The organism is Mesorhizobium sp. B2-4-7 (genome assembly GCF_006442685.1).
Classification (GTDB): domain Bacteria; phylum Pseudomonadota; class Alphaproteobacteria; order Rhizobiales; family Rhizobiaceae; genus Mesorhizobium.
The window spans coordinates 239513-261754 of record NZ_VFVH01000009.1 but is presented as its reverse complement, the minus strand read 5'-3'; the positions used below and the strand labels follow the sequence as shown (position 1 = coordinate 261754).

Annotated in this window: 22 protein-coding genes and 1 tRNA gene; 12 read left to right on the top strand and 11 right to left on the bottom strand. The window is 62.6% G+C overall.

Going from position 1 to position 22242, the window contains the following annotated elements; all coding sequences use genetic code 11:
* Nucleotides 1-26: 26 nt before the first annotated feature.
* The 3 genes from FJ946_RS23115 (at nucleotide 27) to hflX (ending at nucleotide 2670) form a co-directional block, all read left to right on the top strand.
* Entirely contained in the window at nucleotides 27-890 is an 864-nt protein-coding gene (locus FJ946_RS23115; protein WP_140564573.1) for a D-amino-acid transaminase, read from the top strand.
* A gap of 145 nt (nucleotides 891-1035) precedes the next feature.
* A complete protein-coding gene (hfq, locus tag FJ946_RS23110; protein WP_006202172.1) occupies nucleotides 1036-1281 on the top strand; it encodes an RNA chaperone Hfq in 246 nt (81 codons plus the stop codon).
* Nucleotides 1282-2670: a GTPase HflX gene (gene hflX, locus FJ946_RS23105; RefSeq protein ID WP_140564571.1), complete on the top strand. Its 1389-nt coding sequence runs from the start codon at nucleotides 1282-1284 to the stop codon at nucleotides 2668-2670.
* A gap of 6 nt (nucleotides 2671-2676) precedes the next feature.
* Here hflX and mazG read toward each other — a convergent pair whose 3' ends face one another.
* Together mazG and FJ946_RS23095 are read right to left on the bottom strand one after the other, a co-directional pair.
* Complete coding sequence (gene mazG, locus FJ946_RS23100; protein ID WP_140564569.1) at nucleotides 2677-3501, bottom strand: nucleoside triphosphate pyrophosphohydrolase; 825 nt, start codon at nucleotides 3499-3501, stop codon at nucleotides 2677-2679.
* Nucleotides 3502-3590: 89 nt separating this feature from the next.
* Nucleotides 3591-4775, bottom strand: a complete 1185-nt coding sequence (locus tag FJ946_RS23095) for an amino acid aminotransferase (RefSeq protein WP_140564568.1) — start codon at nucleotides 4773-4775, stop codon at nucleotides 3591-3593.
* Between the two features lie 205 nt (nucleotides 4776-4980).
* On the opposite strand from FJ946_RS23095, the gene FJ946_RS23090 reads away from it, so the two are divergent.
* The 5 genes from FJ946_RS23090 to FJ946_RS23070 all read left to right on the top strand — a co-directional run bounded on the left by FJ946_RS23090 (nucleotide 4981) and on the right by FJ946_RS23070 (nucleotide 8570).
* Nucleotides 4981-5502 (top strand): sigma-70 family RNA polymerase sigma factor, encoded by a 522-nt coding sequence (locus FJ946_RS23090; protein WP_246671044.1) that lies wholly within the window; start codon nucleotides 4981-4983, stop codon nucleotides 5500-5502.
* On the top strand, nucleotides 5499-6269 hold the full coding sequence (locus FJ946_RS23085) for an anti-sigma factor (RefSeq protein ID WP_140498576.1): 771 nt from the start codon (nucleotides 5499-5501) through the stop codon (nucleotides 6267-6269). Before FJ946_RS23090 ends, FJ946_RS23085 begins: the two co-directional genes overlap by 4 nt.
* Before the next feature lie 23 nt (nucleotides 6270-6292).
* Nucleotides 6293-7009, top strand: a complete 717-nt coding sequence (locus FJ946_RS23080; RefSeq protein WP_140498577.1) for a Bax inhibitor-1/YccA family protein — start codon at nucleotides 6293-6295, stop codon at nucleotides 7007-7009.
* Between the two features lie 205 nt (nucleotides 7010-7214).
* A complete protein-coding gene (locus FJ946_RS23075; RefSeq protein WP_140564566.1) occupies nucleotides 7215-8099 on the top strand; it encodes an aldose 1-epimerase family protein in 885 nt (294 codons plus the stop codon).
* Between the two features lie 78 nt (nucleotides 8100-8177).
* A complete protein-coding gene (locus FJ946_RS23070) occupies nucleotides 8178-8570 on the top strand; it encodes a GFA family protein (protein ID WP_140498579.1) in 393 nt (130 codons plus the stop codon).
* Nucleotides 8571-8618: 48 nt separating this feature from the next.
* Here FJ946_RS23070 and FJ946_RS23065 read toward each other — a convergent pair whose 3' ends face one another.
* The gene (locus FJ946_RS23065) at nucleotides 8619-10136 is read right to left on the bottom strand and encodes a winged helix-turn-helix domain-containing tetratricopeptide repeat protein (protein WP_181167572.1); all 1518 of its coding nucleotides are present in this window, start codon (nucleotides 10134-10136) and stop codon (nucleotides 8619-8621) included.
* 135 nt (nucleotides 10137-10271) lie between these two features.
* Here FJ946_RS23065 and FJ946_RS23060 point away from each other — a divergent pair, with 135 nt between their 5' ends.
* A complete protein-coding gene (locus tag FJ946_RS23060) occupies nucleotides 10272-10532 on the top strand; it encodes a DUF1127 domain-containing protein (RefSeq protein ID WP_181165346.1) in 261 nt (86 codons plus the stop codon).
* 358 nt (nucleotides 10533-10890) lie between these two features.
* Complete coding sequence (locus tag FJ946_RS23055; RefSeq protein ID WP_210239466.1) at nucleotides 10891-11658, top strand: putative nucleotide-diphospho-sugar transferase; 768 nt, start codon at nucleotides 10891-10893, stop codon at nucleotides 11656-11658.
* A gap of 385 nt (nucleotides 11659-12043) precedes the next feature.
* Here FJ946_RS23055 and FJ946_RS23050 read toward each other — a convergent pair whose 3' ends face one another.
* From FJ946_RS23050 to FJ946_RS23015, 8 genes are all read right to left on the bottom strand, one after another.
* Entirely contained in the window at nucleotides 12044-12484 is a 441-nt protein-coding gene (locus FJ946_RS23050; RefSeq protein ID WP_140564565.1) for a heme-binding protein, read from the bottom strand.
* 262 nt (nucleotides 12485-12746) lie between these two features.
* The gene (locus FJ946_RS23045; protein WP_140564563.1) at nucleotides 12747-13568 is read right to left on the bottom strand and encodes an MBL fold metallo-hydrolase; all 822 of its coding nucleotides are present in this window, start codon (nucleotides 13566-13568) and stop codon (nucleotides 12747-12749) included.
* Nucleotides 13569-13571: 3 nt separating this feature from the next.
* Complete coding sequence (locus FJ946_RS23040; protein ID WP_140525183.1) at nucleotides 13572-14366, bottom strand: TatD family hydrolase; 795 nt, start codon at nucleotides 14364-14366, stop codon at nucleotides 13572-13574.
* Nucleotides 14366-15919 carry a methionine--tRNA ligase gene (gene metG / locus FJ946_RS23035; RefSeq protein WP_140564561.1) on the bottom strand — a complete coding sequence of 518 codons (1554 nt, stop codon included), beginning with the start codon at nucleotides 15917-15919 and terminating at the stop codon, nucleotides 14366-14368. Before metG ends, FJ946_RS23040 begins: the two co-directional genes overlap by 1 nt.
* A gap of 82 nt (nucleotides 15920-16001) precedes the next feature.
* Nucleotides 16002-17057, bottom strand: a complete 1056-nt coding sequence (locus FJ946_RS23030; protein ID WP_140564560.1) for a DNA polymerase III subunit delta' — start codon at nucleotides 17055-17057, stop codon at nucleotides 16002-16004.
* A complete protein-coding gene (gene tmk, locus FJ946_RS23025) occupies nucleotides 17054-17728 on the bottom strand; it encodes a dTMP kinase (protein WP_140561191.1) in 675 nt (224 codons plus the stop codon). The genes FJ946_RS23030 and tmk overlap by 4 nt, the downstream gene beginning before the upstream one ends.
* Before the next feature lie 183 nt (nucleotides 17729-17911).
* Nucleotides 17912-19078, bottom strand: a complete 1167-nt coding sequence (locus FJ946_RS23020) for a D-alanyl-D-alanine carboxypeptidase family protein (RefSeq protein ID WP_140564558.1) — start codon at nucleotides 19076-19078, stop codon at nucleotides 17912-17914.
* An 83-nt stretch (nucleotides 19079-19161) separates the two neighbouring features.
* Nucleotides 19162-20379, bottom strand: a complete 1218-nt coding sequence (locus FJ946_RS23015; RefSeq protein ID WP_140564556.1) for a septal ring lytic transglycosylase RlpA family protein — start codon at nucleotides 20377-20379, stop codon at nucleotides 19162-19164.
* Between the two features lie 327 nt (nucleotides 20380-20706).
* Between FJ946_RS23015 and FJ946_RS23010 the strand changes: the two genes are divergently transcribed.
* A tRNA-Ser gene (locus FJ946_RS23010) sits at nucleotides 20707-20796 on the top strand.
* A gap of 499 nt (nucleotides 20797-21295) precedes the next feature.
* On the top strand, nucleotides 21296-22126 hold the full coding sequence (locus FJ946_RS23005; protein ID WP_140564555.1) for a glycosyltransferase family 25 protein: 831 nt from the start codon (nucleotides 21296-21298) through the stop codon (nucleotides 22124-22126).
* Nucleotides 22127-22242 lie beyond the last annotated feature (116 nt).

Genomic DNA, 22242 nt, shown 5'->3' with positions numbered 1-22242 from the left:
CCGAAGCAGATCCCCCGAGGTGACAAATGCCGCGTACTGCCTATGTGAACGGGCGCTACACCGCTCATGCCGATGCCGCTGTGCATATCGAAGACCGTGGCTACCAGTTCGCCGACGGCGTTTACGAGGTCTGCGAAGTGGCGCGCGGCTTCATCGTGGACATGCCGCGTCACCTCGCCCGGCTGAACCGTTCGCTGAGCGAGCTGTCGATCGGCTGGCCGGTCACCCCAGGCGTCCTGCCGCTCATCATGCGCGAAGTGGTCAATCGCAACCATGTCGTCAACGGCCTGGTTTACGTCCAGGTCACACGCGGCGTCGCCAGCCGCGACTTCGCCTTCCCCTCGGCTGATACCAGGCCGTCGCTGGTGATCACCGCCAGGAAGCTGGATCCCGCTGCTGGAGCCAAGCGGGCCGAGACCGGTATCGCCGTCATCACCGTGCCCGAGAATCGCTGGGATCGCGTCGACATCAAGAGCACCGGCCTGCTAGCCAATGTGTTAGCCAAGCAGAAGGCCAAGGAAGCTGGCGCGCAGGAAGCCTGGTTCGTGGATACGGACGGCAACGTCAAGGAAGGCGGGTCGTCGAATGCCTGGATCGTCACCAGGGACGGCGTTCTGGTCACCAGGCCCGCCGAGCACGGTATTCTGCGCGGCATAACCCGCACCACCATGTTTGAAGTGGCGGCCAAGCTCGGACTCAAGATCGAGGAACGCGGTTTTTCCGTCGCCGAGGCCAAGGCGGCGAGGGAGGCTTTCATCAGTTCCGCGACCACGATCGCCATGCCGGTCGTGGCCATAGACGGCGACCCGATCGCCAACGGCCACCCCGGCTCGATAACACTTTCGTTGCGGCAAGCCTTTTTTGACATTGCGGAAAAAAGTCCAGCCTGATAACCGCACAGGTGGAATGAACATCAATATATCTCGTTCTGCTTGTCGTTACTGACGACAAGACGGTGTTTGCGCGCTTGACATGTGCTGGTTAATTTGGCGCATTGGCCTGCAAACCGAAGGGGATCGGCGAAAGACAAGAACAATGGCGGAACGATCGCAAAACCTTCAGGACCTGTTCCTGAACTCTGTTCGCAAGAGCAAGAACCCGCTCACCATCTTTCTCATCAACGGCGTGAAGCTGACCGGCGTCGTCACTTCATTCGACAATTTCTGCGTCCTGCTGCGCCGCGACGGCCACTCCCAGCTCGTCTACAAGCACGCCATTTCCACGATCATGCCGAGCCAGCCGGTTCAGATGTTCGATGGCGAGGAAAGCCAGGGCGCCTGATTGGCACGTGAGAAGGACCCGGACCGCAGCGTTCGCGGAAAATCAGCACATCAGCCGGGGACGGAGGCCGAGGGTCCGACCCGGGCAGTTGTCATCGTGCCGGTGCTTACCCGCCAGCCGCGCGGCGAGGACGACACCAGCCGTCCGCGGCTGACGCGCTCGGCAGAGGCCCGTCATGATGAGGCGGTCGGCCTTGCCCGCGCCATCGATCTTGATCTGATCCACACGGCCGTGGTTACCGTCAACGATCCACGTCCGGCGACCTTGCTCGGCAGCGGCAAGGTCGAGGAGTTGGCGGAGATCGTTAAGGAAGGGCACGCGGAGGTGGTCATCGTCGATCATCCGCTGACGCCGGTGCAGCAGCGCAACCTCGAGAAGGAATTCAACGCCAAGGTGCTGGACCGCACCGGGCTGATCCTCGAGATCTTCGGCGAGCGCGCCCGCACCAAGGAAGGCACGCTGCAGGTCGAGCTTGCCCATCTCAACTACCAGAAGGGCCGGCTGGTGCGCAGCTGGACCCACCTCGAGCGCCAGCGCGGCGGCGCCGGCTTCCTCGGCGGCCCCGGCGAAACCCAGATCGAATCGGACCGGCGCGTCCTGCAGGACAAGATCGTCAAGCTGAAGCACGAGTTGGAGACGGTGCGCCGCACCCGCGACCTGCATCGTGCCAAGCGCAAGAAGGTGCCGTTTCCGGTGGTGGCCATCGTCGGCTACACCAATGCCGGAAAATCGACGCTGTTCAACAAGCTGACCGGGGCAGGGGTGCTGGCGCAGGACATGCTGTTCGCCACGCTCGATCCGACGCTGCGCCGCGTGCGGCTGCCGCACGGCACGCCGATCATCCTCTCGGATACGGTCGGCTTCATCTCGGACCTGCCGACGCATCTCATCGCGGCGTTCCGCGCCACGCTTGAAGAGGTGGTCGAGGCGGATCTCATCATCCATTTGCGCGACATCTCCGATCCTGACACATCCGCCCAGGCCGAGGACGTCGAGCGCATCCTGGCCGATCTCGGCGTCGACGCCGGCGATACCAAGCGGGTCATCGAGGTCTGGAACAAGGTCGACCTGCTCGATGAAGGCAATCGCGCACGGCTGCTTGCCGAGAGTACGGATGCCAAGGCGCCTCCCGTCGCCATATCGGCTGTCACGGGCGAAGGCATCGACGCGCTGAACGCGATCATCGAGACACGCATGTCCGGCGAGCTTGAAGATCTGACGGTGACGATCGGGCCGGCGCAGTTCGGCCTTGTCGACTGGCTTTACCGCAATGGCGATGTCGTTTCGCGAACCGACAATGACGACGGCAGCGCCACCATCTCCCTCAAGGCCACGCAAAGTGCCCGCGAAGAGATCGAAAGCAGATTGCGTCGCAAGAATAACGGCTAACGCCAGTTATTTCGCGCTCTTCGCTTCCTGCCAGAGCGCTTCCATTTCGTCCAGATCAGCCTTTTCCAGCGAACTGCCGGATTTCTCCAGGGCCTGCTCGACATAGTGGAAGCGCGAACGGAATTTCTCGTTGGTGCCGCTTAGCGCTGCTTCCGAATCGAGCTTCAGGTGACGGCCGAGATTCACGACGGCAAACAGCATATCGCCGAATTCATCCTTGATCTCCGCGGTTTGGCCTTTGGCCAGCGCCTCGCGCAATTCGCGGATCTCTTCCTCGATCTTGTCGAGGATGGGGGCTGCCTCGCTCCAGTCGAAACCGACGCGGGCGGCCTTCTCCTGAAGCTTCAATGCCCGCGTCAGTGCGGGCAGGGCGACCGGCACGCTGTCCAGAAACCCCTTGCCGTTGTCTTCCGGGTCGAGTCCGCGCGCGAGACGGGCGCTACGCTTCTCGGCCTTCTCTTGTGCCTTGATCTTCTCCCACATGCCCTTGGCCATGCCGGCACTGCGGGCCTGTTCGTCGCCGAAGACGTGTGGATGGCGGCGGATCATCTTCGTGGTGATGGCCTGGACCACGTCGCCGAAAGCGAACTCGCCGGCTTCCTCAGCCATCCGCGCGTGGTACACGACCTGCAAAAGGAGATCGCCGAGTTCGTCGCGCAGATCGTCGAGATCGCCGCGCGCGATGGCGTCGGCCACCTCATAGGCCTCCTCGATCGTGTAAGGCGCGATGGTCGAGAAATCCTGTTCGATATCCCAGGGACAGCCGGTCTTTGGCGCACGCAGCGCCGCCATGATTTCGATCAGGCGCGAAATGTCTTTCGATGGCTTCATGCGGCGGATGCTATCGCGCGGTCCGCCGCGCGGCCAATGCTGTCGGCGAGCGAAGCGGGCTTGTCCACAGTTGCGCCGAACAAGTCCGGTCAGTCGAGCACGGAAACGATCGCCTTGGCGAGCTTGTCCATGCCGTCTTCCGGCAGGCCGGCGACATTGATGCGGCTGTCGCCGACCATGTAGACGCCATATTCCGCGCGCAGCCGTTCGACCTGCGCTTCCGTGAGCCCAAGCCGGGAAAACATGCCGCGATGGCTGGCGACGAAATCGAAGCGGTCGGAATTGGACTGCCGGCGCAGCGCCTCGGCGAATTGCACCCGAAGCCGGAGCATGCGCAGGCGCATCTCCTCGAGCTCGGCTTGCCAGTCCGCGCGCAAGACCGCGTCCTCGAGCACGATGCGCACTGCCGCTGCGCCGTGGTCCGGCGGCATCGAATACATGGCACGAGCCGCCGACAGCATCTGGCCCAGCGCCACGTCGGCCTGCGCGCTGTCCCTGGCCAGGATCATCCCCGCGCCGACACGGTCGCGGTAGACGGCGAAGTTCTTCGAGCAGCTGGACGCGACGACCATTTCCGGAACTTTTTCGGCCAGCAGCCGCAGTCCGGCGGCATCGGCCTCGAGGCCATCGCCAAAGCCCTGATAGGCAATGTCGACAAACGGCAGCAGGCCGCGCTCGACGACGAGATCGGTGACAGCGGCCCACTGCGCGATGTCCAGATTGGCGCCGGTCGGGTTGTGGCAGCAGCCATGCAGCAGCACCACGTCGCCGCCCTTCGCGGTGCGCAGTGCTGCCAGCATGTCGTCGAAGCGAACGGCGCCCGATGTCGCGTCGAAATAGGGATATTCACGGATTTGCAGCCCGGCGGCGCGCATCACTGGCATGTGGTTCGGCCAGGTGGGATCGGACAACCAGACCGTCGCATCGGCGCGGGTTCGCTTCAAAAGCTCGGCCACCAGCCGCAACGCGCCGGAGCCGCCCGGCGCCTGCGCGGCACGGATCCGCGTCATGTCTGCGTCCGCACCGAAGGCGAGCCTGGCCATCACGGTATTGAACCCGGTGTCGCCGGCGAGGCCGAGATAAGTCTTGGTGTCCTGACCCTGCAGCAGCCGCTTCTCCGCCTCGCGGACGGCCCGCATGACCGGCGTCTTGCCGTCGCGATCCTTGTAGACGCCGACACCGAGGTCGACCTTGTCGGGTCGAGGGTCGGCACGATAGAGGCCGATCAGGGCAAGGATCTTGTCGGCGGCAGCCGGCTGAAGGTTTTCAAACATCTGCATGGTTCCGTTGGCGCGGCGGAGTGATACGCAAATCGAACCCCTTGCACCAGCGGTTTTAACTCGCGCCAGCCTGAATCGCATGGCCTGGCATCGCTGCGAGCTACCTCCGCGGCTGCATATCTGCGGCGTTTCGCGAAAAAATCTGCAGGGCCGGGATTAAAACCCCCACATGTTCCGTAAACAGGGCATGAAACGGTCGATGCCACGCTTCGATATCGTCGGACAACTCGGTTCGCTCAGGCGTTACGCGCGCTCGCTGACGCGCGACGGTGCCGATGCCGAGGATCTCGTGCATGACGCTCTTGTGCGCGCCTATGAGCGGCGCGGCACCTTCCGCTCGGGCGGAAATTTGCGCGCCTGGCTGCTGTCCATCGTCCACAACACGTTCGTCGACCGCATGCGCTCGCGACGCTCTGAAGCAGCGCGCATCGAACAGGCTGGATACCTTGCGGATGGCAGCGCGCCGGCGCCGCAGGAGCATTCGGTGCGCCTGGGCCAGGTGCGCGATGCTTTTTTCAGCCTGCCCGAAGAACAGCGCTCGGCCCTGCATCTCGTCGCCATTGAGGGCCTTTCCTACAGCCAGGCGGCCGATGCCAGCGGCGTGCCACTCGGAACGCTGATGTCGCGCATCGGTAGGGCGCGCGCCGCGCTTCGGAAGATGGAGGAGGGGGCTCCGACGAAGGCGAAAAATCACCTCAGGATTGTTGGAGGCCCGTCATGACAGGAACTATCGACCCCGTGACGGACGCTGATCTCGACGCCTATGTCGACGATCAGCTCGACGTCTCGCGCCGTATCGAAGTCGAGGCCTTCCTCTCCGCCCGGCCGGAAGAGGCCGCGCGTGTGATGTCGGATCTCAGGATGCGGGACGAACTGCGCGTGGCGCTGGCCGGATCAGGCATGGCGAGGCCGGTGACGACCGATGCCGCGCGGCGCCTGGAGAGGGGACTTGCCCGGGGCCGCATCTTCGGCGTCTTGCAACGTGCCGCGGCGGTGGCCGCTTTCGTCGCTGCCGGCTGGCTGGCCAACGGCATCGTCGGGCCGATGTCTGTGACCAGGGTCGTCGCCTCGCCGCAGCCGCCCGCCTATGTCGACGAGGCGGTGCGCGCGCACAGGACGACCCTTGTGCGCGAAAGCATGTCTTCGCAGGCCGAGGCGCCAAACTACAATGCCGGCGAAATCCGCGCGGCGACGGCCATCGTCATGCCGTCCTTGCCCAAGGACTGGAAGGTCCGCGACGTGCAGGTCTATCCATCGCGCTTCGGCCCCAGCGTCGAGATGGCGGTCGAGACCAAGGAGATGGGCCTGGTGTCGCTGTTCGCGATACGGCCGGGAACCTTCGACGTGGTCAAGCCGACCGTCGCGCCCTCGGGCGACATTTCCTCGGCCTATTTCCAGATCGGCGAGGTCGCTTATGCGGTGGTCGCGCAGGGCGAGGTGCGGGACCTCGACCGCGCCGCCGAGACGCTTGCCAGAACGCTTTACTGATCCGTTCACAAAGGAGAATGCAAATGAACACGCCCAATCTGGGATACCGCGTCGGCGCCGGCGCCCAAAGCGGCGCCCTCTACGACGAGGGCCTGCGCCAGCACATGCTGCGCGTCTACAACTATATGGGCCTCGGCCTCGTGGTCACCGGCCTCGTCGCGTTCATGGTGTCGTCGACGCCCGCGCTCTACGTGCCAATCTTTTCCAGCCCGCTGAAATGGGTGGTGATGCTGGCGCCGCTCGCCTTCGTCCTGCTGTTCTCGTTCAAGATGCAGACGATGTCGGCGGCAAGCGCGCAGGCGATGTTCTGGGCCTTCTGTGCGGTCATGGGTCTGTCGTTGGCCTCCGTCTTCCTGGTTTTCACCGGAACCAGCATCGCGCGCACCTTCTTCATCGCCGCCACCATGTTCGGCGCCACCAGCCTCTACGGCTACACGACCCGGCGTGACCTGACCCAGTTCTCGTCCTTTCTGATCATGGGCCTGATCGGCGTGGTGATTGCCAGCATCGTCAACATCTTTCTCGGCTCGACCGCTTTGCAGTTCGCCATCTCGGTGATCGGCATCGCCGTGTTCATCGGCCTGACCGCCTGGGACACGCAGTCGATCAAGGAACAGTATGCGGAGAACTTCGACGCGGAGTCGCGGCAGAAGCTGGCCGTTTTCGGCGCCTTCTCGCTCTACCTCAACTTCGTCAACATCTTTCAGCTGTTGCTGAACTTCACCGGCGAGCGGGAATAGTCCGAACCGTAGCAGGCAACACCTTGCATCTTGCCTTGGCCGGAGGGAAATCTCCGGCCACTCTTCATTTGAGACGGCGCCTGGCCCACTTGTGCCATCGCACGTTCATCGTGACTGTGTGAAACGCAATGCAAACCGCCGCCTTGAGTTCACGCCTGGCCATTTGCTAGCCTGCCGGCCAAGCAAAGACAAACCGCGAGAACATATGGCACAGGACAGCCAGACACTTCATGGCGACGACATCTCGGCCGTTATAGTCGGGCAGGGGGCCGAACTGGTCTCGCTGCGGGATGCGGATGGGCTGGAGCTTGTGTGGCAGGCCGGACCGGCCTGGCGCCGTCATTCCCCGGTGTTGTTTCCGATCGTCGGCCAGCTGAAGGGCGACCAACTGCGCCATCGCGGCCAGACCTATCCGATGACGCAGCACGGCTTCGCCCGCGATAAGTCGTTTGCCTGGGCGGAGAGGGGTTCTCGGTCCTGCATGCTGGTGCTCACCGACGACGCGGAGACCCGAACGCACTACCCCTTCGCCTTCCGTCTGGCGGTGACCTACACTCTCGACGGCCGGCAGCTTGGCGTCACGTTCGAGATCACCAACACCGGCGACGAGCCGCTACCGGCGTCGATCGGGGCGCACCCGGCATTCAACTGGCCGCTGCTGCCGGACCTGTCCAAGGAGGCCTACCGCCTGACCTTTGCAAAGCCCGAGCATGCGCCGATCCGCCGTCTCAAGGACGGGTTACTGCTGGCGGCAAGGCAGCCGACGCCCATCGAGGGCAACATTCTCGCTTTGTCGGATCGGCTGTTTGACGAGGATGCCTTGATCCTGGACCAGCCTTCCAGCACCGCTGTGCGTTACGGTGCCGATCGTGGTCCGGCGATCGAGATGCATTGGAACGGATTCCGGGAATTGGGCGTCTGGTCAAAGCCGGGCGGCGCGCCATTCCTCTGCATCGAACCCTGGCACGGCCTCGCCAGCCCGGTGGATTTCGATGGCGAATTCGCCGACAAGCCAGGAGTGATGCTGATCGAGCCGGCCGGAAGGCGCGTGCTCGGCTATCGGATCGAACTTCAACCGCAGACGCATTAGCTGAAAGGCTGGCGTCGCGTTCATGGATGGTGGAGTTGTTCGTAAACATCCAGCTCGCTTGATTTGGAGGAATGCAGCATGGACCGATTCACCGGCGGTTGCCTGTGCGGCAACGTCCGAATTGTGGCGACTGGACGCCCATACCGGGTGGGCCTTTGTCACTGTCTCGACTGCCGCAAGCATCACGGGGCGCTTTTTCATGCTTCCGCGATTTTCCCTCAGGATGCGGTGACGATCGATGGCGAAACCCGTGACTACGCCGGGCGGTTCTTCTGTCCCCGTTGCGGCTCGACCATTTTTGGTCGCACCGCCGACGAAATCGAAGTGAACCTGGGATCCCTGGATGCCCCGGACCAACTGACGCCAACGTACGAAAGCTGGATCGTCCGTCGCGAAACCTGGTTGCCGCCGTTTCCGCTCACGAGACGATATGAGCGCGATCGTGACGCCACGGGTCGGTTCGAAGAGTAGGCGGCACGAACGGCGGGAAGGCGCCATGACCAAGGGACCGGCGGCGCTTCAATCCGGAAGGCCGGCCTTGCGGAAGCCATCGACGAAATGGTCGAGCATCGCCGGATCGCGGAAGGGCTCCGTCCAGACCCAATGGCTGGTGGTGAAATGCGGATTGCCGACGAGGAACAGTTCGACTTCCGCGCGCGCCTCGTCGAGCCGGCCGAGCTGCGCGAGGCTGGCCGCCAGGAAGCGGCGTGAGCTGGTGCGGTAAGTCTCGTCCCGGCGCAGTGTCTTGACGGCGGCTTTGTAGTCGCGCGCCGCATATTGCGCCGCGCCGAGCGTCAGATGGTACCAGCTTGCCGGAAACGGGTTGAGCCGGAACGCCTTGCGGATCTGTTCGAGTCCTTCCTCGACCCGCCCGGCCAGCACGGAGATGTCAGACAGTGTCGCCCAGGCATCGGCCTCGTTGGGGTCGAGCTCGAACGCCCTGGCGAACTCGGCATCCGCTTCGGCGAAGTCGCGCTCATAGGCAAGCAGGTTGCCGAGCACCCAGCGGCAGCCGGCGTCGTTGGGATCGATCGCCACCGCCTTGCGCGCCAGCTCCAGGGCAATGTGGCGGTTGGGTTCCACCGGTTCGCCCCAATGCACCCATCCCATCCAGTGGTTCATGGCAAGCCAGCGATAGGCTTCGGCATAGTCGGGATCGAGCGCGACCGCGCGCGTCAGCATCAGATGCGCCTCCCGCGCCGTCTGCGGCGAATCGTCGATCAGCTTGCGCGCCCGCACGCACAGATCGTAGGCCTCGAGATTCTTGGGCCGATTGCGCGGCGGCGGCGCGCGCAGCCGGCCAAGCAGCGCCTCCACGATCTTGGCCGTCACCTCGTCCTGAACGGCAAAGATATCGTCCAGGCCGCGATCGAAGCGTTCCGCCCACAGGTGATCGCCGCTCGCCGCGTCGACCAGCTGGGCGTTGATGCGCACGCGCCCCGCGGCACGTCTTGCGCTGCCCTCCAGGAGGTAGCGCACGCCAAGCTCCCGGGCGATCTCGCGCACGTCCGCCGCCTTTCCCTTGTAGGCGAAGGTCGAATTGCGCGCGATGACGAACAGACCCGAGGCCCTGGACAGGTCGGTGATCAGGTCTTCGGTCAATCCGTCGGCGAAGGGCTCCTGTTCGGGGTCGTTGCTGAGATTGACGAAGGGGAGCACGGCTATCGACGGTTTGTCGGGCAGCGGCAAAGCTTTTCGGTTCGCGCCATCGAGGGGTTCGACGATCCCCGTGAAGCGGTAGCCGACGCGCGGAACAGTGGTGATCCATTCACCGCCGTCGGCGGACGGACCAAGCAGCTTGCGCAGCTGCGCGATCTGGACGGTGAGATTGCCTTCCTCGACGGCCGTACCCGGCCACGCCGCATCCATCAGCTTGGCCTTGTCGAGGATTTCGCCAGGCCGCCCGACGAGCGCCGCCAACAGCTTCAGCCCGCGGTAGCCGACGGCAACAGGATCATCGTTCCGAAGCAGCGTTCCCGCATCCGGATCAAGCACGAACGGACCGAAGGCAAAGCGCGATCCCAGCATAAGGCGCATCTATAGCCCGTTTGGAAATTTTGAGAACTATTTGGGAGGGCTTAATTACGGCGCTGTTTGCATCCGGCACAATTCAACCTCTTTCAGGTCGAGGTCCCAAGTCGAGGACCCACCCTCAAACCATAGGAGGTTGCCATGAACGATACCCTTGCATCGACGCGGTGTCAGACGGTGCGGCCGAGAATGCCTGTAGTGCTGGCGGAAGCGTCGCGTCGGCACTTGGCGACCCTGCGAAGCATTGTCGCGGCCTGGCACGATCGGACCTGGCGCGAGCGGATACGCTTTCGCTGGGAGCTTGAGCGAATGTCGAAGGACAATCCCCATCTGATCGACGACATCGGATTGACGAGACAACAGGTCGAGGCGGAGCTGGCAAAGCCTTTTTGGCAACGGTAGGCCGAATGCTGCAACCAGAGCGAGCGGAGCTCATTGAAAGTTCTGGGGTAGGGAGGTTGCCTCGAGAAGCCGGGGGCAAACCAGCAGCGCGTCGCCAGATCCAAAGCACGAACTCGCCGAGGTCATCGACCAGGTGTATCCTTACGGCTGCATCATGGCCGGCGAAATGATCTGGTTGAGCGCAAGGACAGGAGTTCCAGACCGCGGCCTCGGCCCAGCTGGCGCCCCTCGTCAACAAAATGGTTGTGGCCCAATGTTTTCTGCGCCGCTACCGATGACTTTATCGCATTGCGAGGCTATTCGGACTTATTGCTATATGCTTGGCGTCTAAATATTCATATCCTAATAAGGCTTCGCGTTGCTCACCCACATTCTTGATTTGTTCCGGGCCACCAAACACAGGCACCGGGAAATGCTCGCTCCCTTCCCGATAAACCCACAGCCGTCCGGCAACCCGGACAAGGCCGGTGAAATCGTGGCGTTCTTTACGATCAACTCCTTCTATGAGACAGAAGCCGCTCGCATGACCGCGTCAGCGTGGCGTCTTGGCCTTTCTGTCCAAGCCCGGCCATTCGCCGACGCTGGATCCTGGGTGCGCAACGCGAGCCTGAAGCCGACATTCCTTGTCAATATGCGTAGGAGGCTTCAGGGACCGCTGCTGTATGTGGACGTCGACACGGTCTTCCATCATGATCCCTGGCCGGAGCTCGCCGGTTTTGATTGCGACATCGCGGTCTATCGCGAAAGTGGCCGGCTGATGGCTGGAACCATCCTCATCAACGATACGCCGGCTGCTCGCGAGATCCTCGCCTTGTGGAAGAAGCGCAGCGATGAAAACCCGGAAGTCTGGGATCAGGTCGTGCTGCAGGAAATCCTCGACGAAGATCAGGCCTCGGCAAGCCCGCGCTATCGCGAAGGCCAGCTCCCGGCGCCGTTCTGCTGGGTGTTCGACCGCCTTGAGAATGGGAAGCCCGATAAGGTGTATATCGAGCAGCTCCAGGCGAGCCGGGAAATCTATGAGCGGCACGCTCGCGGCAAAGCACGCAGAGGTCTCAACCGTCGGCAGGACCGAGTCCGGACCATTGAGCGCATTCTTGACGAACACAGAGAGCGGCTACGCAGGTAGCCGACGACAGCCATTGCTGCAGCTTCGATGCCCTCGCGGGCGGCGACGAAGCGGCTGCCATGTGGCCCGTGATCTGCAAAGCGTTCATTCCAATTCACCAGTTTAGCAGAACGGGCACCAAAAACCGTGTCAGGAGAGTTGAGGTGGGGAGATTGGCTGCGCACAAGCAGGAGCGACATTCCTACCTTGCCGAAAGTCGCATAAGATAGATTATGGAACTAAACTTCCAGCTCGGGTCTCAGGATCGGCCGTCGGTTGCCGGTCGAATGCGATCTTACGTCCGCCGGTTCCGGTGTGGAGACAGGGTTCACAGACTGAACCCCGTTCAACGGAGCAGCCCGCCTTGGGCGGGCTGCGTTGGCATCTTAGGCAGGTCTAGGCAGGTCTACTCGGCGGCGCCGATCGCCTTGAGCCCGGCGGCAGCGCATTTGGCGTCGATATCGCCCGAAGGAGCACCGCCGACGCCAATGCCGGCCACCAAGGCATCGCCGAACTTGACCGGCAAGCCGCCAGCCTGGATCACCATGCGAGGATCCATGTCACGCATGCCGTCATTTGCCGGCTTGGAGGCTATGAATTCGGCGAGCCCCGCAGTGTCGCGACCCAAGGCTGCCGCGGTGAAGGCCTTGCCTTCGGCGCTGGATGCGGTGTGTGCGCCGGAATTATCGGCCTTGAGCAGCACTTGCGTCGCGCCGCTCCGCGCCACGATGGCGACGCTGACATTGCTGCCTTCGGCAGCGCAGGCCTCCAGCGCGGCTTGTGCTGCCTTGGTTGCCCGCTCAAGCGGCAAGTAAGGGGCGGTTGGCAATTCCTGCGCTGTTTCCAACTAACGGGCAAAGGTTAGCGCCTCTTGCTCTCAATGTATATTTTAGGAAGCCATCACATAGACTGCCTGTCAGGCCTGCAATGCAGATCGACAAGCATCCACCGGCCTGACAATGCAATCCTCTTTTGGCATTTTGCAATCTTGAAGCGACAGCGAACTGGCGGCGGCCGTGTGGCGATCCCAGGTGCAAGATCTCGACATCGGACCTGTATCGGCGGCTCGCTGCCAGGCGATCAGTGCCATCAGCTATGAAGAGAATATTCTATCTGTCTGATCTATAACGAATTTCAAGCGCCATGCCATCAAATGCCGGCTCGACATTTGCCGGAGTCTCAGCCATCACGGTAGCGTAGTCCAGCGGCCCATGCATATGGGTCAGCACAGCCTGTTTCGGGGCCAGCCGCTCGATCCACTCAAGCGCCTGGCCAAGCGACAGATGGCTCGGGTGCGTCCTGTACTGCAGCGCGTCGATGATCAGGACATCGAGATTACGCAGCCGCTCGGCGGTGGCAGCCGGAAAATCGCTGATGTCGGGGCAATAGGCTAGTCCGCCGATGCGGAAACCGAGCGATATGATGTCGCCATGGACCTGCGGCAGCGGCTCGAGGGTGAGGGCACCGCCCTCGCCTTCGATCACGACCGGCTTTGTGTGATCGATGATATGGGCGTCGACAATCGGTGGATAGGAACTGCCTGGCGGCGTCTCGAAACAGTAGCCGAAGGCCTGGCGCAGCCGCAGCATCGTTGGCTGGTCGGCATGGATATCGATCCGCTGCCGCTGGTCGAGCACGAAGCCGCGCAAGTCGTCGATGCCGTGGATGTGGTCGGCATGTGGATGGGTGTAGACGACGGCATCGATGCGTTTGACCGAGGCCATCAGCATCTGCTGGCGGAAATCCGGTCCTGTGTCGATGACGACGGTGGTGCGGGCGCCGCTCTCGGCAATCCGCTCGACAAGGGCTGCCGTGCGCATGCGCCGATTTTTCGGATTGTGCGGATCGCAATTGCCCCAGTCGCCGGTGATGCGCGGCGTGCCCGGTGACGAGCCGCAGCCGAGAATGGTGAGGCGCAGCCGGTCTGTCATCGTTCAGGCGCTTTGCTCGGCGGGGCGCGGCATCTTGCCGAACAGCCGGAAGAAATTATCGGTCGTCAAAGCTGCGATTTCACCTTCGCTGATGCCGATCGTCTCGGCCAGAACCCTGGCCGTGTGCGCGACATAAGCGGGTTCGTTGCGCTTGCCGCGAAATGGGATCGGCGCGAGATATGGCGCATCGGTCTCCACCAGCAGCCGGTCGTGCGGCAGGTCGGCGGCTATGGCGCGTATTTCGGCCGAATTCTTGAAGGTCAGGATGCCGGAAAACGAAACATAGCCGCCCAGCGAGACGCCGACCTCGGCCAGCCTGCGTCCCGACGAAAAACAGTGCAGGACGAACGGGAAGGCGCCCTTCCCTGTTTCTTCCTCAAGGATATGAGCCATGTCGTCGTCGGCGTCGCGCGAATGGATGACCAGCGGCAGGCCCGTCTCGCGAGCAGCGGCGATGTGGTTGCGCAAACCCTGCGCCTGCGCATCGCGGGGCGCTTTGTCATAGAAATAGTCGAGCCCGGCTTCGCCGATCGCCACCACCTTGGGATGGGCGGACCGGCGCACGAGATCCGCCGTCGTCACGTCAAGCTCTTCGGCGGCATTGTGCGGATGGGTTCCGACGGAACAGTACACTTCGTCGAAAGCGTCAGCGATTTCAAGTATTTGCTGAAATCGCTTCACGCGCGTCGAAATCGTCACCATGCGGCCGATCCCGGCGGCCAGGGCACGGGCGACGACGGCCGCCCGCTCCTCGGCGAAGTCCGGAAAATCCAGATGGCAGTGGCTGTCGACGAGCATCAGCCGTTCGCTTCCGGCTGATCGACATAACGCGGAAACACGCCTTCTGGCACAGGCAACGCTCTGCCCGGCACAAGCGCATGGTCGGCGTGGAGATGCACGAAATTGCGCTCGTCTGCCGGCACCGCCAGCAGGTCAAGCAGCTTCGCGGCCGATCCTGGAATAAAGGGTTGGCACAGAATCGCCACGCGCCGGACCACCTCGGCCGTTGTCCACAGCACCGTTTGCATGCGCTCGGGGTTGGTCTTCTTCAGTGCCCAGGGTTCCTGTCCGGCGAAATACCGGTCGGCTTCGGCCACCACGCCGAAGATCGACGCCAGCGCCAGATGGATGCCCTGCTCGGCCATTGCCTTGCGCGCGGCGGCAAGAGCGGCCGCCGCCTGATCGAGGATTGCCTTGTCGGCATCCGTCAGCTCGCCGCGCGTCGGCACCACGCCGCCGCAGTTCTTGGCGATCATCGACAGCGAGCGCTGCGCCAGATTGCCGATGCCGTTGGCGAGGTCGGCATTGGTGCGGTTGACGATCGCTTCGTGGCTGTAGCTGCCGTCCTGGCCGAACGGCACCTCGCGCAGGAAGAAATAGCGCACCTGGTCGAGCCCGTAATGCTCTACCATGGTGAAGGGGTCGATGACGTTGCCGACCGATTTCGACATCTTCTCGCCGCGGTTGAACAGGAAGCCGTGGCCAAAGACGCGCTTCGGCAGCGGAATGCCTGCCGACATCAGGAAGGCCGGCCAGTAGACGGCGTGAAAACGCACGATGTCCTTGCCGATGATGTGCGCATCGGCCGGCCAGAATTTCCAATCATCTGCTTTTTCATCGGGATAGCCGACGCCGGTAATGTAGTTTGTCAGCGCGTCGACCCAGACATACATCACGTGCTTTTCGTCGCCGGGCACCGGCACGCCCCAGTCGAACGTCGTGCGCGAGATCGACAGGTCTTTCAGTCCCGATCTGACGAAGCTCATCACTTCGTTGCGCCGCTCGGCCGGGCCGATGAAATCCGGCTGGCCCTCGTAGAGCGCCAGCAGTTTGTCCTGATAGGCCGAAAGCCGGAAGAAATAGCTTTCCTCCTCGACCCATTCGACCGGCGTTCCTTGCGGGCCATAGCGGATATTGTCGGGACGAACCTCGGTTTCCTCCTCGCCGTAATAAGCTTCGTCACGCACCGAGTACCAGCCGGCATAGCCGCCCTTGTAGATGTCTCCATTGGCGGCCATCGCCTTCCAGATCGCCTGAGAGGCCGCGTAGTGCCGCTCTTCGGTGGTGCGGATGAAATCGTCGTTGGAGGCGTTGAGCGCGGTCGCCATGCGCTTGAACTCAGCCGAATTGCGGTCGGCCAGTTCGCGCGCCGAAATGTCTTCCTTCTTCGCCGTCTGCAGCATCTTGATGCCGTGTTCGTCGGTGCCGGTGAGAAAGAAGACCTGCTTGCCGTCGAGCCGTTGAAAGCGGGCCAGCGCATCGGTGGCGATCAATTCGTAGGCATGGCCGATATGCGGCTTGCCATTGGGGTAAGAGATCGCGGTCGTGACGTAGTATGTATCGCGTGACATGAATGAACCGTCATGAATGTCTGAATGGAAGGCGTGGCGGTGGATATCGCATCGGGGCGGCGATTGCCATCCCGAGGGAACCTCACATTCGCATTGCAGACTTCAGGCGGTCGATCATGGTCAAGGCGTGCTGCTTCTTGTCGAGATTGTAGGTATCAATCTCAGATATAGCGTCCAGCGCCTCATGCCAAGTGTCCGACAGCGTTTTGGCTCGTGCGAGATCGCCGGCCAGCGCCGCCCGGCTCGCCGCATCGGACAACAGATCGAGCGCGCGGCGGTTGAAGATATCGAACTGGATCGCCTGGTCGCGCCCGGCCACGACTTCGGCAAGGCGATAGGCGCCGGCGATGTCGCTCTTGCCGGCGCTCACCAGGGCGTCCAGCGTTTCGGCGATCTCCAACCCGCCATACTGCGTCAGGAGGATCGCATTGCGGGCGCTGCCCCCTGCCCGCGCGGCAAGGGCTGTCCGCGCGGCCGGATCGTCCGGCGGAGGCGGCTCGGCAGTTTCCAGCACCGCCATCAGCTCGTCGGCATCGAGCGGCGACAGCCGAACCAATTGGCAGCGCGAGCGGATCGTCGGCAACAGGCTGCCCGGTGCATGGACGATGAGGATGAACAGCGTTCGCGCCGGCGGCTCCTCAAGATTCTTCAGCAAGGCATTGGCTGCATTGGTGTTCATGTCGTCGGCCGGGTCCACGATCACCACCCGGTAGCTGCCGTCATGCGAAGTCATCGACAGGAAGCGATTGACCTTGCGGATCTCGTCGACCGTGACGACCGTCTTGAAGCTCTTCGTCTTGTCGTTCAGCGGCCGCGTCAGGTGCAGCACGCCGGGATGCGCGCCGGTGGCGATCTGGCGAAACAGCGAGGACGCCGGATCGGGAACGGCGAGCGTCTCCGGCGCCTGCTCGAAGGCCGGATGCTTCAGGAGATGATGCGCCAGATGGAACGCGAGCGTCGCCTTGCCGATGCCGAGCGGTCCGGTGAAGATCAGCGCGTGCGGCAGCTTTCCAGCGCGATAGGCGGCGGCGAGCATGGCGGCGGCCTGCCCGTGCCCGACCAGGCGTGGCGTTTCGGACGGTTCAGGGACGCCGTCCAGCGTGTCATGCTGTTCCGGCGCGATGCGTTCGAAGATCATGCGGGTGCGGTCTGTCTGTTGCGCATGGGCGCCCTCGCCTCCAGCGCCGCGAACACCGTGGCGGTGACGACATTTTCCACCGCATCGGGAGCGGCGGATGCGTCGATCACAACGCAGCGCTCCGGCTCGGCCGCGGCGATCGCCAGGAACGCCTCGCGGCGCGCCTGGTGGATGGCAAGCGTTTCCTTTTCGAAGCGATCGGGGCCGGCGCCGGCGCCGCGACGCACTGTTGCGCGTCTCAGGCCTTCCGTGGGATCGATGTCGAAGATCAGCGTCATGTCGGGCATCATGCCATTGATGGCGACCTGCTCCAGCGTCTCCATGAACACCGGGTCGAGGCCGCCGGTGACGCCCTGGTAGACGCGCGAGGAATCCAGGAAGCGGTCGCATAGGACAATGGAGCCGCGCTCGACCGCCGGGCGGATGACCTGCTCGACATGGTCGGAGCGCGCCGCCGCGAAAAGCAGCGCTTCCATCTTCGGCCCGAACGGCTCGGCGGCGCCCGAGAGCAGCACATGCCGGACCGCTTCCGCGCCCGGCGAGCCGCCCGGTTCCCGGGTGACGAGGACGTCGTACTTCTTGGCGCGCATCTTTCCCGCCAGCCGCTCGATCTGCGTCGACTTGCCTGCTCCTTCGCCGCCTTCGAAGGTGATGAAAAATCCGCGTGCCAACCGAAAGGCCTTTGTCCCTTATTTGAATGGATTCTAGCGCTCTAGATAGTCCGCGTTCGGGGAAACGTCCATGCCGCCGGCGTTATCGCATGCCGCTCAAAAGTGACCTCGGCTGGAGAGAACGACATGCATAAACAAAGACGCCAAAGCGCATAGCGTGAATCCGGTTCAGCGCGACGCGCTTTAGCGGAGCCAGCCGACGGCCAGTTCCTTGACGGCGTCGAGGGCGCGTTGCGGCAGCGTGCCGATGCCGATCGATTCGGCGGCGAAAAGCGGCGTCTCCTGGCTCAGTGTGTCGCCGATCCAGACCCGCAGCACGCCTACCGGCTGCCCCTCCTCCACAGGTGCGGCAACCGGTCCGTCATAGACGATGCTCGCCGTCAGTTTGTCGCGGTTGGTTACCGGCAGGAAGATGGCGATCGGCCCTTTCGCCTTCAGCGTCACGCCGGCCTTAATGCCGCCGAAAACCTGAGCTTGGCCCACCACCTCGTCCTTGGCGAAGATTTGCGTCTTCTCGAAGGAACGGGCACCCCATTCGAGCAGCTTGCGCGCTTCCTCGGCGCGTTCCTTGTCGCTGGCGAGCCCGCTCATCGCCGCGATCACCCGCGCGCCATTGTGGCTGACCGAGCCGACTATGCCGAAACCGGACACCTCACTGCTGCCGACCGCCAGGCCGTCGGCGCCGATGTCCATCGCCAGCAGCGGGTTGCGATTCCTCTGAGAAATCTTGTTCCAGGTAAAATCCTTCAGGCCGTAGTAGCGATAAAGATCCGGATAGTCGCGCCACAGATGCAAAGCCAGCATTGCCAGTTCGCGCACGCTCGTCTGCTGGCCGTCCGCCGGCAGCCCGGTCGAATTGACGAAAGTCGATTTGGCCAGGCCGATCTGGCGGGCGCGTTCGGTCATCTGCGCGGCGAAATTGTCCTCGGATCCGGCCAAGCCTTCGGCCAGCACGATACAGCCGTCATTGGCCGCCTGCACCGTCACGCCCTGGATCAGGTCCTCGACCCGGACCGCCGATTTGAGCTTGGCAAACATTGTCGACGTTCCCGAAGGGGCGCCGCCCTTGCGCCAGGCGTTTTCACTCACCACGAACGTGTCGTCGAGGGTCAGGCGTCCAGACTTGACGGCGTTGAACACCACTTCCATCGTCATCAGCTTGGCCATCGAGGCCGGCTGTATCGGCTTGTCGGCGTCCTTGGAAAACAACACCGTTCCAGTCTCGGCGTCGATCATGAAGGCCTGGGTTGCCTTGGTCTCGAAAAGCTGCGCACTGGCGGGCGCGACACAAAACAGCAGCAGGGCCAATCCCAGAAATCCGGCCAAAGGCGGAAAGACGCGCAACTGCATGAAATCTCGACCCGTTTGCCGGTTCTGGCGCGGCTAGGCTATCAGGGTTTTTTCCGCGGGATCAACCGTGCCGGAAAAATAGATCAGTTGCGCACGGCCAGGGCGTCCGGCGCACCATGCGACCAGGCCGCCTGCAGCAGATCGTCGACGCCGCCATGGCCGTCCGGATAGAGGTTCACCGCATACCAGTCCTTGCCGTCGAATTCGGACCGCTGGATCTCGATCCTGCCGAAGGGCTCGAGCGCGGCCGCCACGCGTTTTGCCTCGGTGGCGTCATCGAAGGTGCCGGCCGCGACATAGGCCGGCGATGGCGCCTGGGGATTGGCGCTCTTCCATGAGCGCAGGATGTCGGCGGGCGACATGCCGTCGTCGCCAAGTGCGGCAAAGACATCGGCGCTCCGCACGCGCTCGTCGGCATAGGAGAGCGAGGCCACCGAAAACGGCGATTGCGGCGGCAGGCCGATATCCGGACGCTCCGGCACGATCGGACCGAAGTCGGGCAGCGCCAGGTCACCCAAGGCCGGCGATTGTGCCGGCACCTGCCCTTGCGGAATCATATCGGAATTCGTCAGCTGACCCGGAAACGGCACGGCGGCAGCGCCCACCGGCGGGCTGGGCGACGGTCCGTTCATGGCCACCATGACGCCGGTCGGCAGGCCGTCCGACGGATCCGGTATCCTGTTGCCTGGATGGTAGGAGGCCATCAGATACTGGTCGTCATTGCCGTCGAGCGGCGCGCGGCCAACATATTCCACCTTCACCTCGGCCGTGCCGACATTGGCATAGTCGAGCATCTGGGCGGCGCGTTCCGAGACATCGATGATGCGGCCCTGGTGGTAGGGACCGCGATCATTGACGCGCACGATGACCGAACTGCCGGTCTTGAGATTGGTGACGCGGGCGTAGCTCGGCAGAGGCATGGTCGGGTGCGCCGCCGTCAGATGGCTCATGTCGTAGACTTCGCCGTTGGCGGTCAGCCGTCCATGAAAGGCATCGCCGTACCACGACGCCAGGCCGACCTTGGCATAGTGCTTGTCTTCCTTCGGATAGTACCACCTGCCGCGAACCTGGTAGGGTTTTCCGAGCTGGTCGCGGCCGCCGCCACGCCGCATGAAGGCGACGCGAGGGCTGGCCTTCACGCCATATTCGGTTTCGGCGAAATATTCCTTGGAACGGGTCTTCTTGTGGACCATCCCTTTTGGTTCAGGCTGCGACGCGCAGGCGGCAAGCAAGGCTGCCGACATGGTGAATAGCGCGAAAGCGCAAGCACGGCGTAGACGCGGGCGCGCCGTAGTTTGCATTTCCTGATGTCCCCTACAGTCTCGACCAAAAACGCCGCGGCTTGGACGTCGCAGGAGCCAAAGCTTACCTGACCAAGACCAACGACGCCTCGAACCCCTGTCCTTTGTGCGCAGGAATTGTTTATCACGCTATTAATCGATTGTGGCCGGAACCGGGCAAGATTGTGACGCCACCCTGCCCGGCGTCGGCTGCCGGGAAACATGCGGTCCACGCATGCCGGTTGACAGATCTTTGCCGGGCACACTAGAGCATCAGCAAGATGGCTCTCTTCATTCGCCGCTAGGCTCGAATATCGGATCGGGTGACGTTGGCGAAGAGATGTCGCTGGAGGGATGGCCGAGCGGTTTAAGGCACCGGTCTTGAAAACCGGCGTGGGCGCAAGTTCACCGTGGGTTCGAATCCCACTCCCTCCGCCATTTGCATAAAAATTTCCGCCGCGTGCAACGCCACCGCGTAATGGTTCAATGCGCTGTTCCTGCGCTGCTGCTCACAGATGGGCGGCCAGCTTGCGACCGCAAAAGTCCGGCTGTTGTGCGGACGTTGGCTGTGGAGGCGACGGATGTTGCTGCGGTACTCGAACAGTTCAAGCTTCGGGAAGTCGTCACAGAGCGCGCGAAAGCCGTCCGCCGTAAGGAAGCCCTTAGGGTTGCGCCACGGGAACGGCGCCCTGCTTTTTGAGGTGTCAGCGCCAAAGCAGCGCAGCAGTTCGTAGTCAATGAAAGTTTCACTCAGAGAGAACGTCTTTCCGTGATCTTCATCAGGTCTGCGAATTCACCGGTAGCACCTTGATTACGACCGTATTTCTTACCGGAGCTGCGTAGGAGCAGCAAGCACCAGTTCGGCTCGCGCTGCCAACGCCTCTGGACCAAACCGAATACCTTGATTTTGTATCAGCAATGAAATAACCGCCCAGCAGTGACTGCAAAAGCCGGGGGGCTTTTCGTGAATTCCTATGTAATTAACCTAGACCGGAGTCCGGCTAGGTCGGGACGGATGTATGGACGCTTTGCGTCGATTGGTTTGGAATTTGAAAGAATTCCGGCGGTTGATGGAAAGTTGCTTAGCGAAAAAAGGATGTCGGACGTTTACCAGCCGGTGCCCGGCGCAGTTTCGCTAACCAAAGAAGAGGTGGGCTGTTTTCTCAGCCACCGACGATGCTGGGAGGAAATTGCTTCGGGCCTCGAGCCGTTTGGCTCCGTTTTCGAGGATGATGTGATCATCTCCTCGCATTTACCTAGATTCGTTGGCAACGACACCAGTTGGATTCCCGTCGACGCCGATATCGTTAAACTAGAGACGGTCCTGGGAAGGGTGTGGCTGGACCGCGTGGTTTCTATGCTACCCGGCGATTTCCGCCTTAGCCTCCTGCGTAGCCTTCACTTCGGGACGGGTGGATACATAATCTCGAAAGCGGCGGCAGAACGGCTGTTAAAGCTGACCGAGCGATTCTCCGATCCCGTAGACCACGTGATGTTTAATCCTGCCTGTGGCGTCACCAGAGGTCTGAAGACGTATCAAATACTACCTGCGCTCTGCATCCAGTCGTTCCATCTGTATCCGAAAGGATCTGATCTGGTCGACTCGCGCGCGCTTACACAGCACAGCGCCGTGCGATTCCCGGACAATTTGGAAAACATGCCCTGGTTGAAACGGAAAACAATATCGGCGCTCCGGCGCACTTGGCGCTTTCTGCGCCGATATTGGAGAACCGAAATTCCCTTCGCCGACGACCTAAACAGGGCGTGACCCCGACGGCCGAAACGCAAATATGGGCTGTTCGCTGCGGCAATACGGCCGGAGTCGGAATGGCATTCCATTCAAACCGACCGACGGCGAAATTGCCACTAGACGAACGAATCGGA

Bases quoted from the DNA above. Each gene is read 5' to 3' on its own strand.
- FJ946_RS23115 (WP_140564573.1), top strand. From the start codon at position 27: ATGCCGCGTACTGCCTATGTGAACGGGCGCTACACCGCTCATGCCGAT.
- hfq (WP_006202172.1), top strand. From the start codon at position 1,036: ATGGCGGAACGATCGCAAAACCTTCAGGACCTGTTCCTGAACTCTGTT.
- mazG (WP_140564569.1), bottom strand. From the start codon at position 3,501: ATGAAGCCATCGAAAGACATTTCGCGCCTGATCGAAATCATGGCGGCG.
- FJ946_RS23095 (WP_140564568.1), bottom strand. From the start codon at position 4,775: ATGTTTGAAAACCTTCAGCCGGCTGCCGCCGACAAGATCCTTGCCCTG.
- FJ946_RS23090 (WP_246671044.1), top strand. From the start codon at position 4,981: ATGCCACGCTTCGATATCGTCGGACAACTCGGTTCGCTCAGGCGTTAC.
- FJ946_RS23085 (WP_140498576.1), top strand. From the start codon at position 5,499: ATGACAGGAACTATCGACCCCGTGACGGACGCTGATCTCGACGCCTAT.
- FJ946_RS23080 (WP_140498577.1), top strand. From the start codon at position 6,293: ATGAACACGCCCAATCTGGGATACCGCGTCGGCGCCGGCGCCCAAAGC.
- FJ946_RS23075 (WP_140564566.1), top strand. From the start codon at position 7,215: ATGGCACAGGACAGCCAGACACTTCATGGCGACGACATCTCGGCCGTT.
- FJ946_RS23070 (WP_140498579.1), top strand. From the start codon at position 8,178: ATGGACCGATTCACCGGCGGTTGCCTGTGCGGCAACGTCCGAATTGTG.
- FJ946_RS23065 (WP_181167572.1), bottom strand. From the start codon at position 10,136: ATGCGCCTTATGCTGGGATCGCGCTTTGCCTTCGGTCCGTTCGTGCTT.
- FJ946_RS23060 (WP_181165346.1), top strand. From the start codon at position 10,272: ATGAACGATACCCTTGCATCGACGCGGTGTCAGACGGTGCGGCCGAGA.
- FJ946_RS23045 (WP_140564563.1), bottom strand. From the start codon at position 13,568: ATGACAGACCGGCTGCGCCTCACCATTCTCGGCTGCGGCTCGTCACCG.
- FJ946_RS23040 (WP_140525183.1), bottom strand. From the start codon at position 14,366: ATGCTCGTCGACAGCCACTGCCATCTGGATTTTCCGGACTTCGCCGAG.
- metG (WP_140564561.1), bottom strand. From the start codon at position 15,919: ATGTCACGCGATACATACTACGTCACGACCGCGATCTCTTACCCCAAT.
- FJ946_RS23030 (WP_140564560.1), bottom strand. From the start codon at position 17,057: ATGATCTTCGAACGCATCGCGCCGGAACAGCATGACACGCTGGACGGC.
- FJ946_RS23020 (WP_140564558.1), bottom strand. From the start codon at position 19,078: ATGCAGTTGCGCGTCTTTCCGCCTTTGGCCGGATTTCTGGGATTGGCC.
- FJ946_RS23015 (WP_140564556.1), bottom strand. From the start codon at position 20,379: ATGCAAACTACGGCGCGCCCGCGTCTACGCCGTGCTTGCGCTTTCGCG.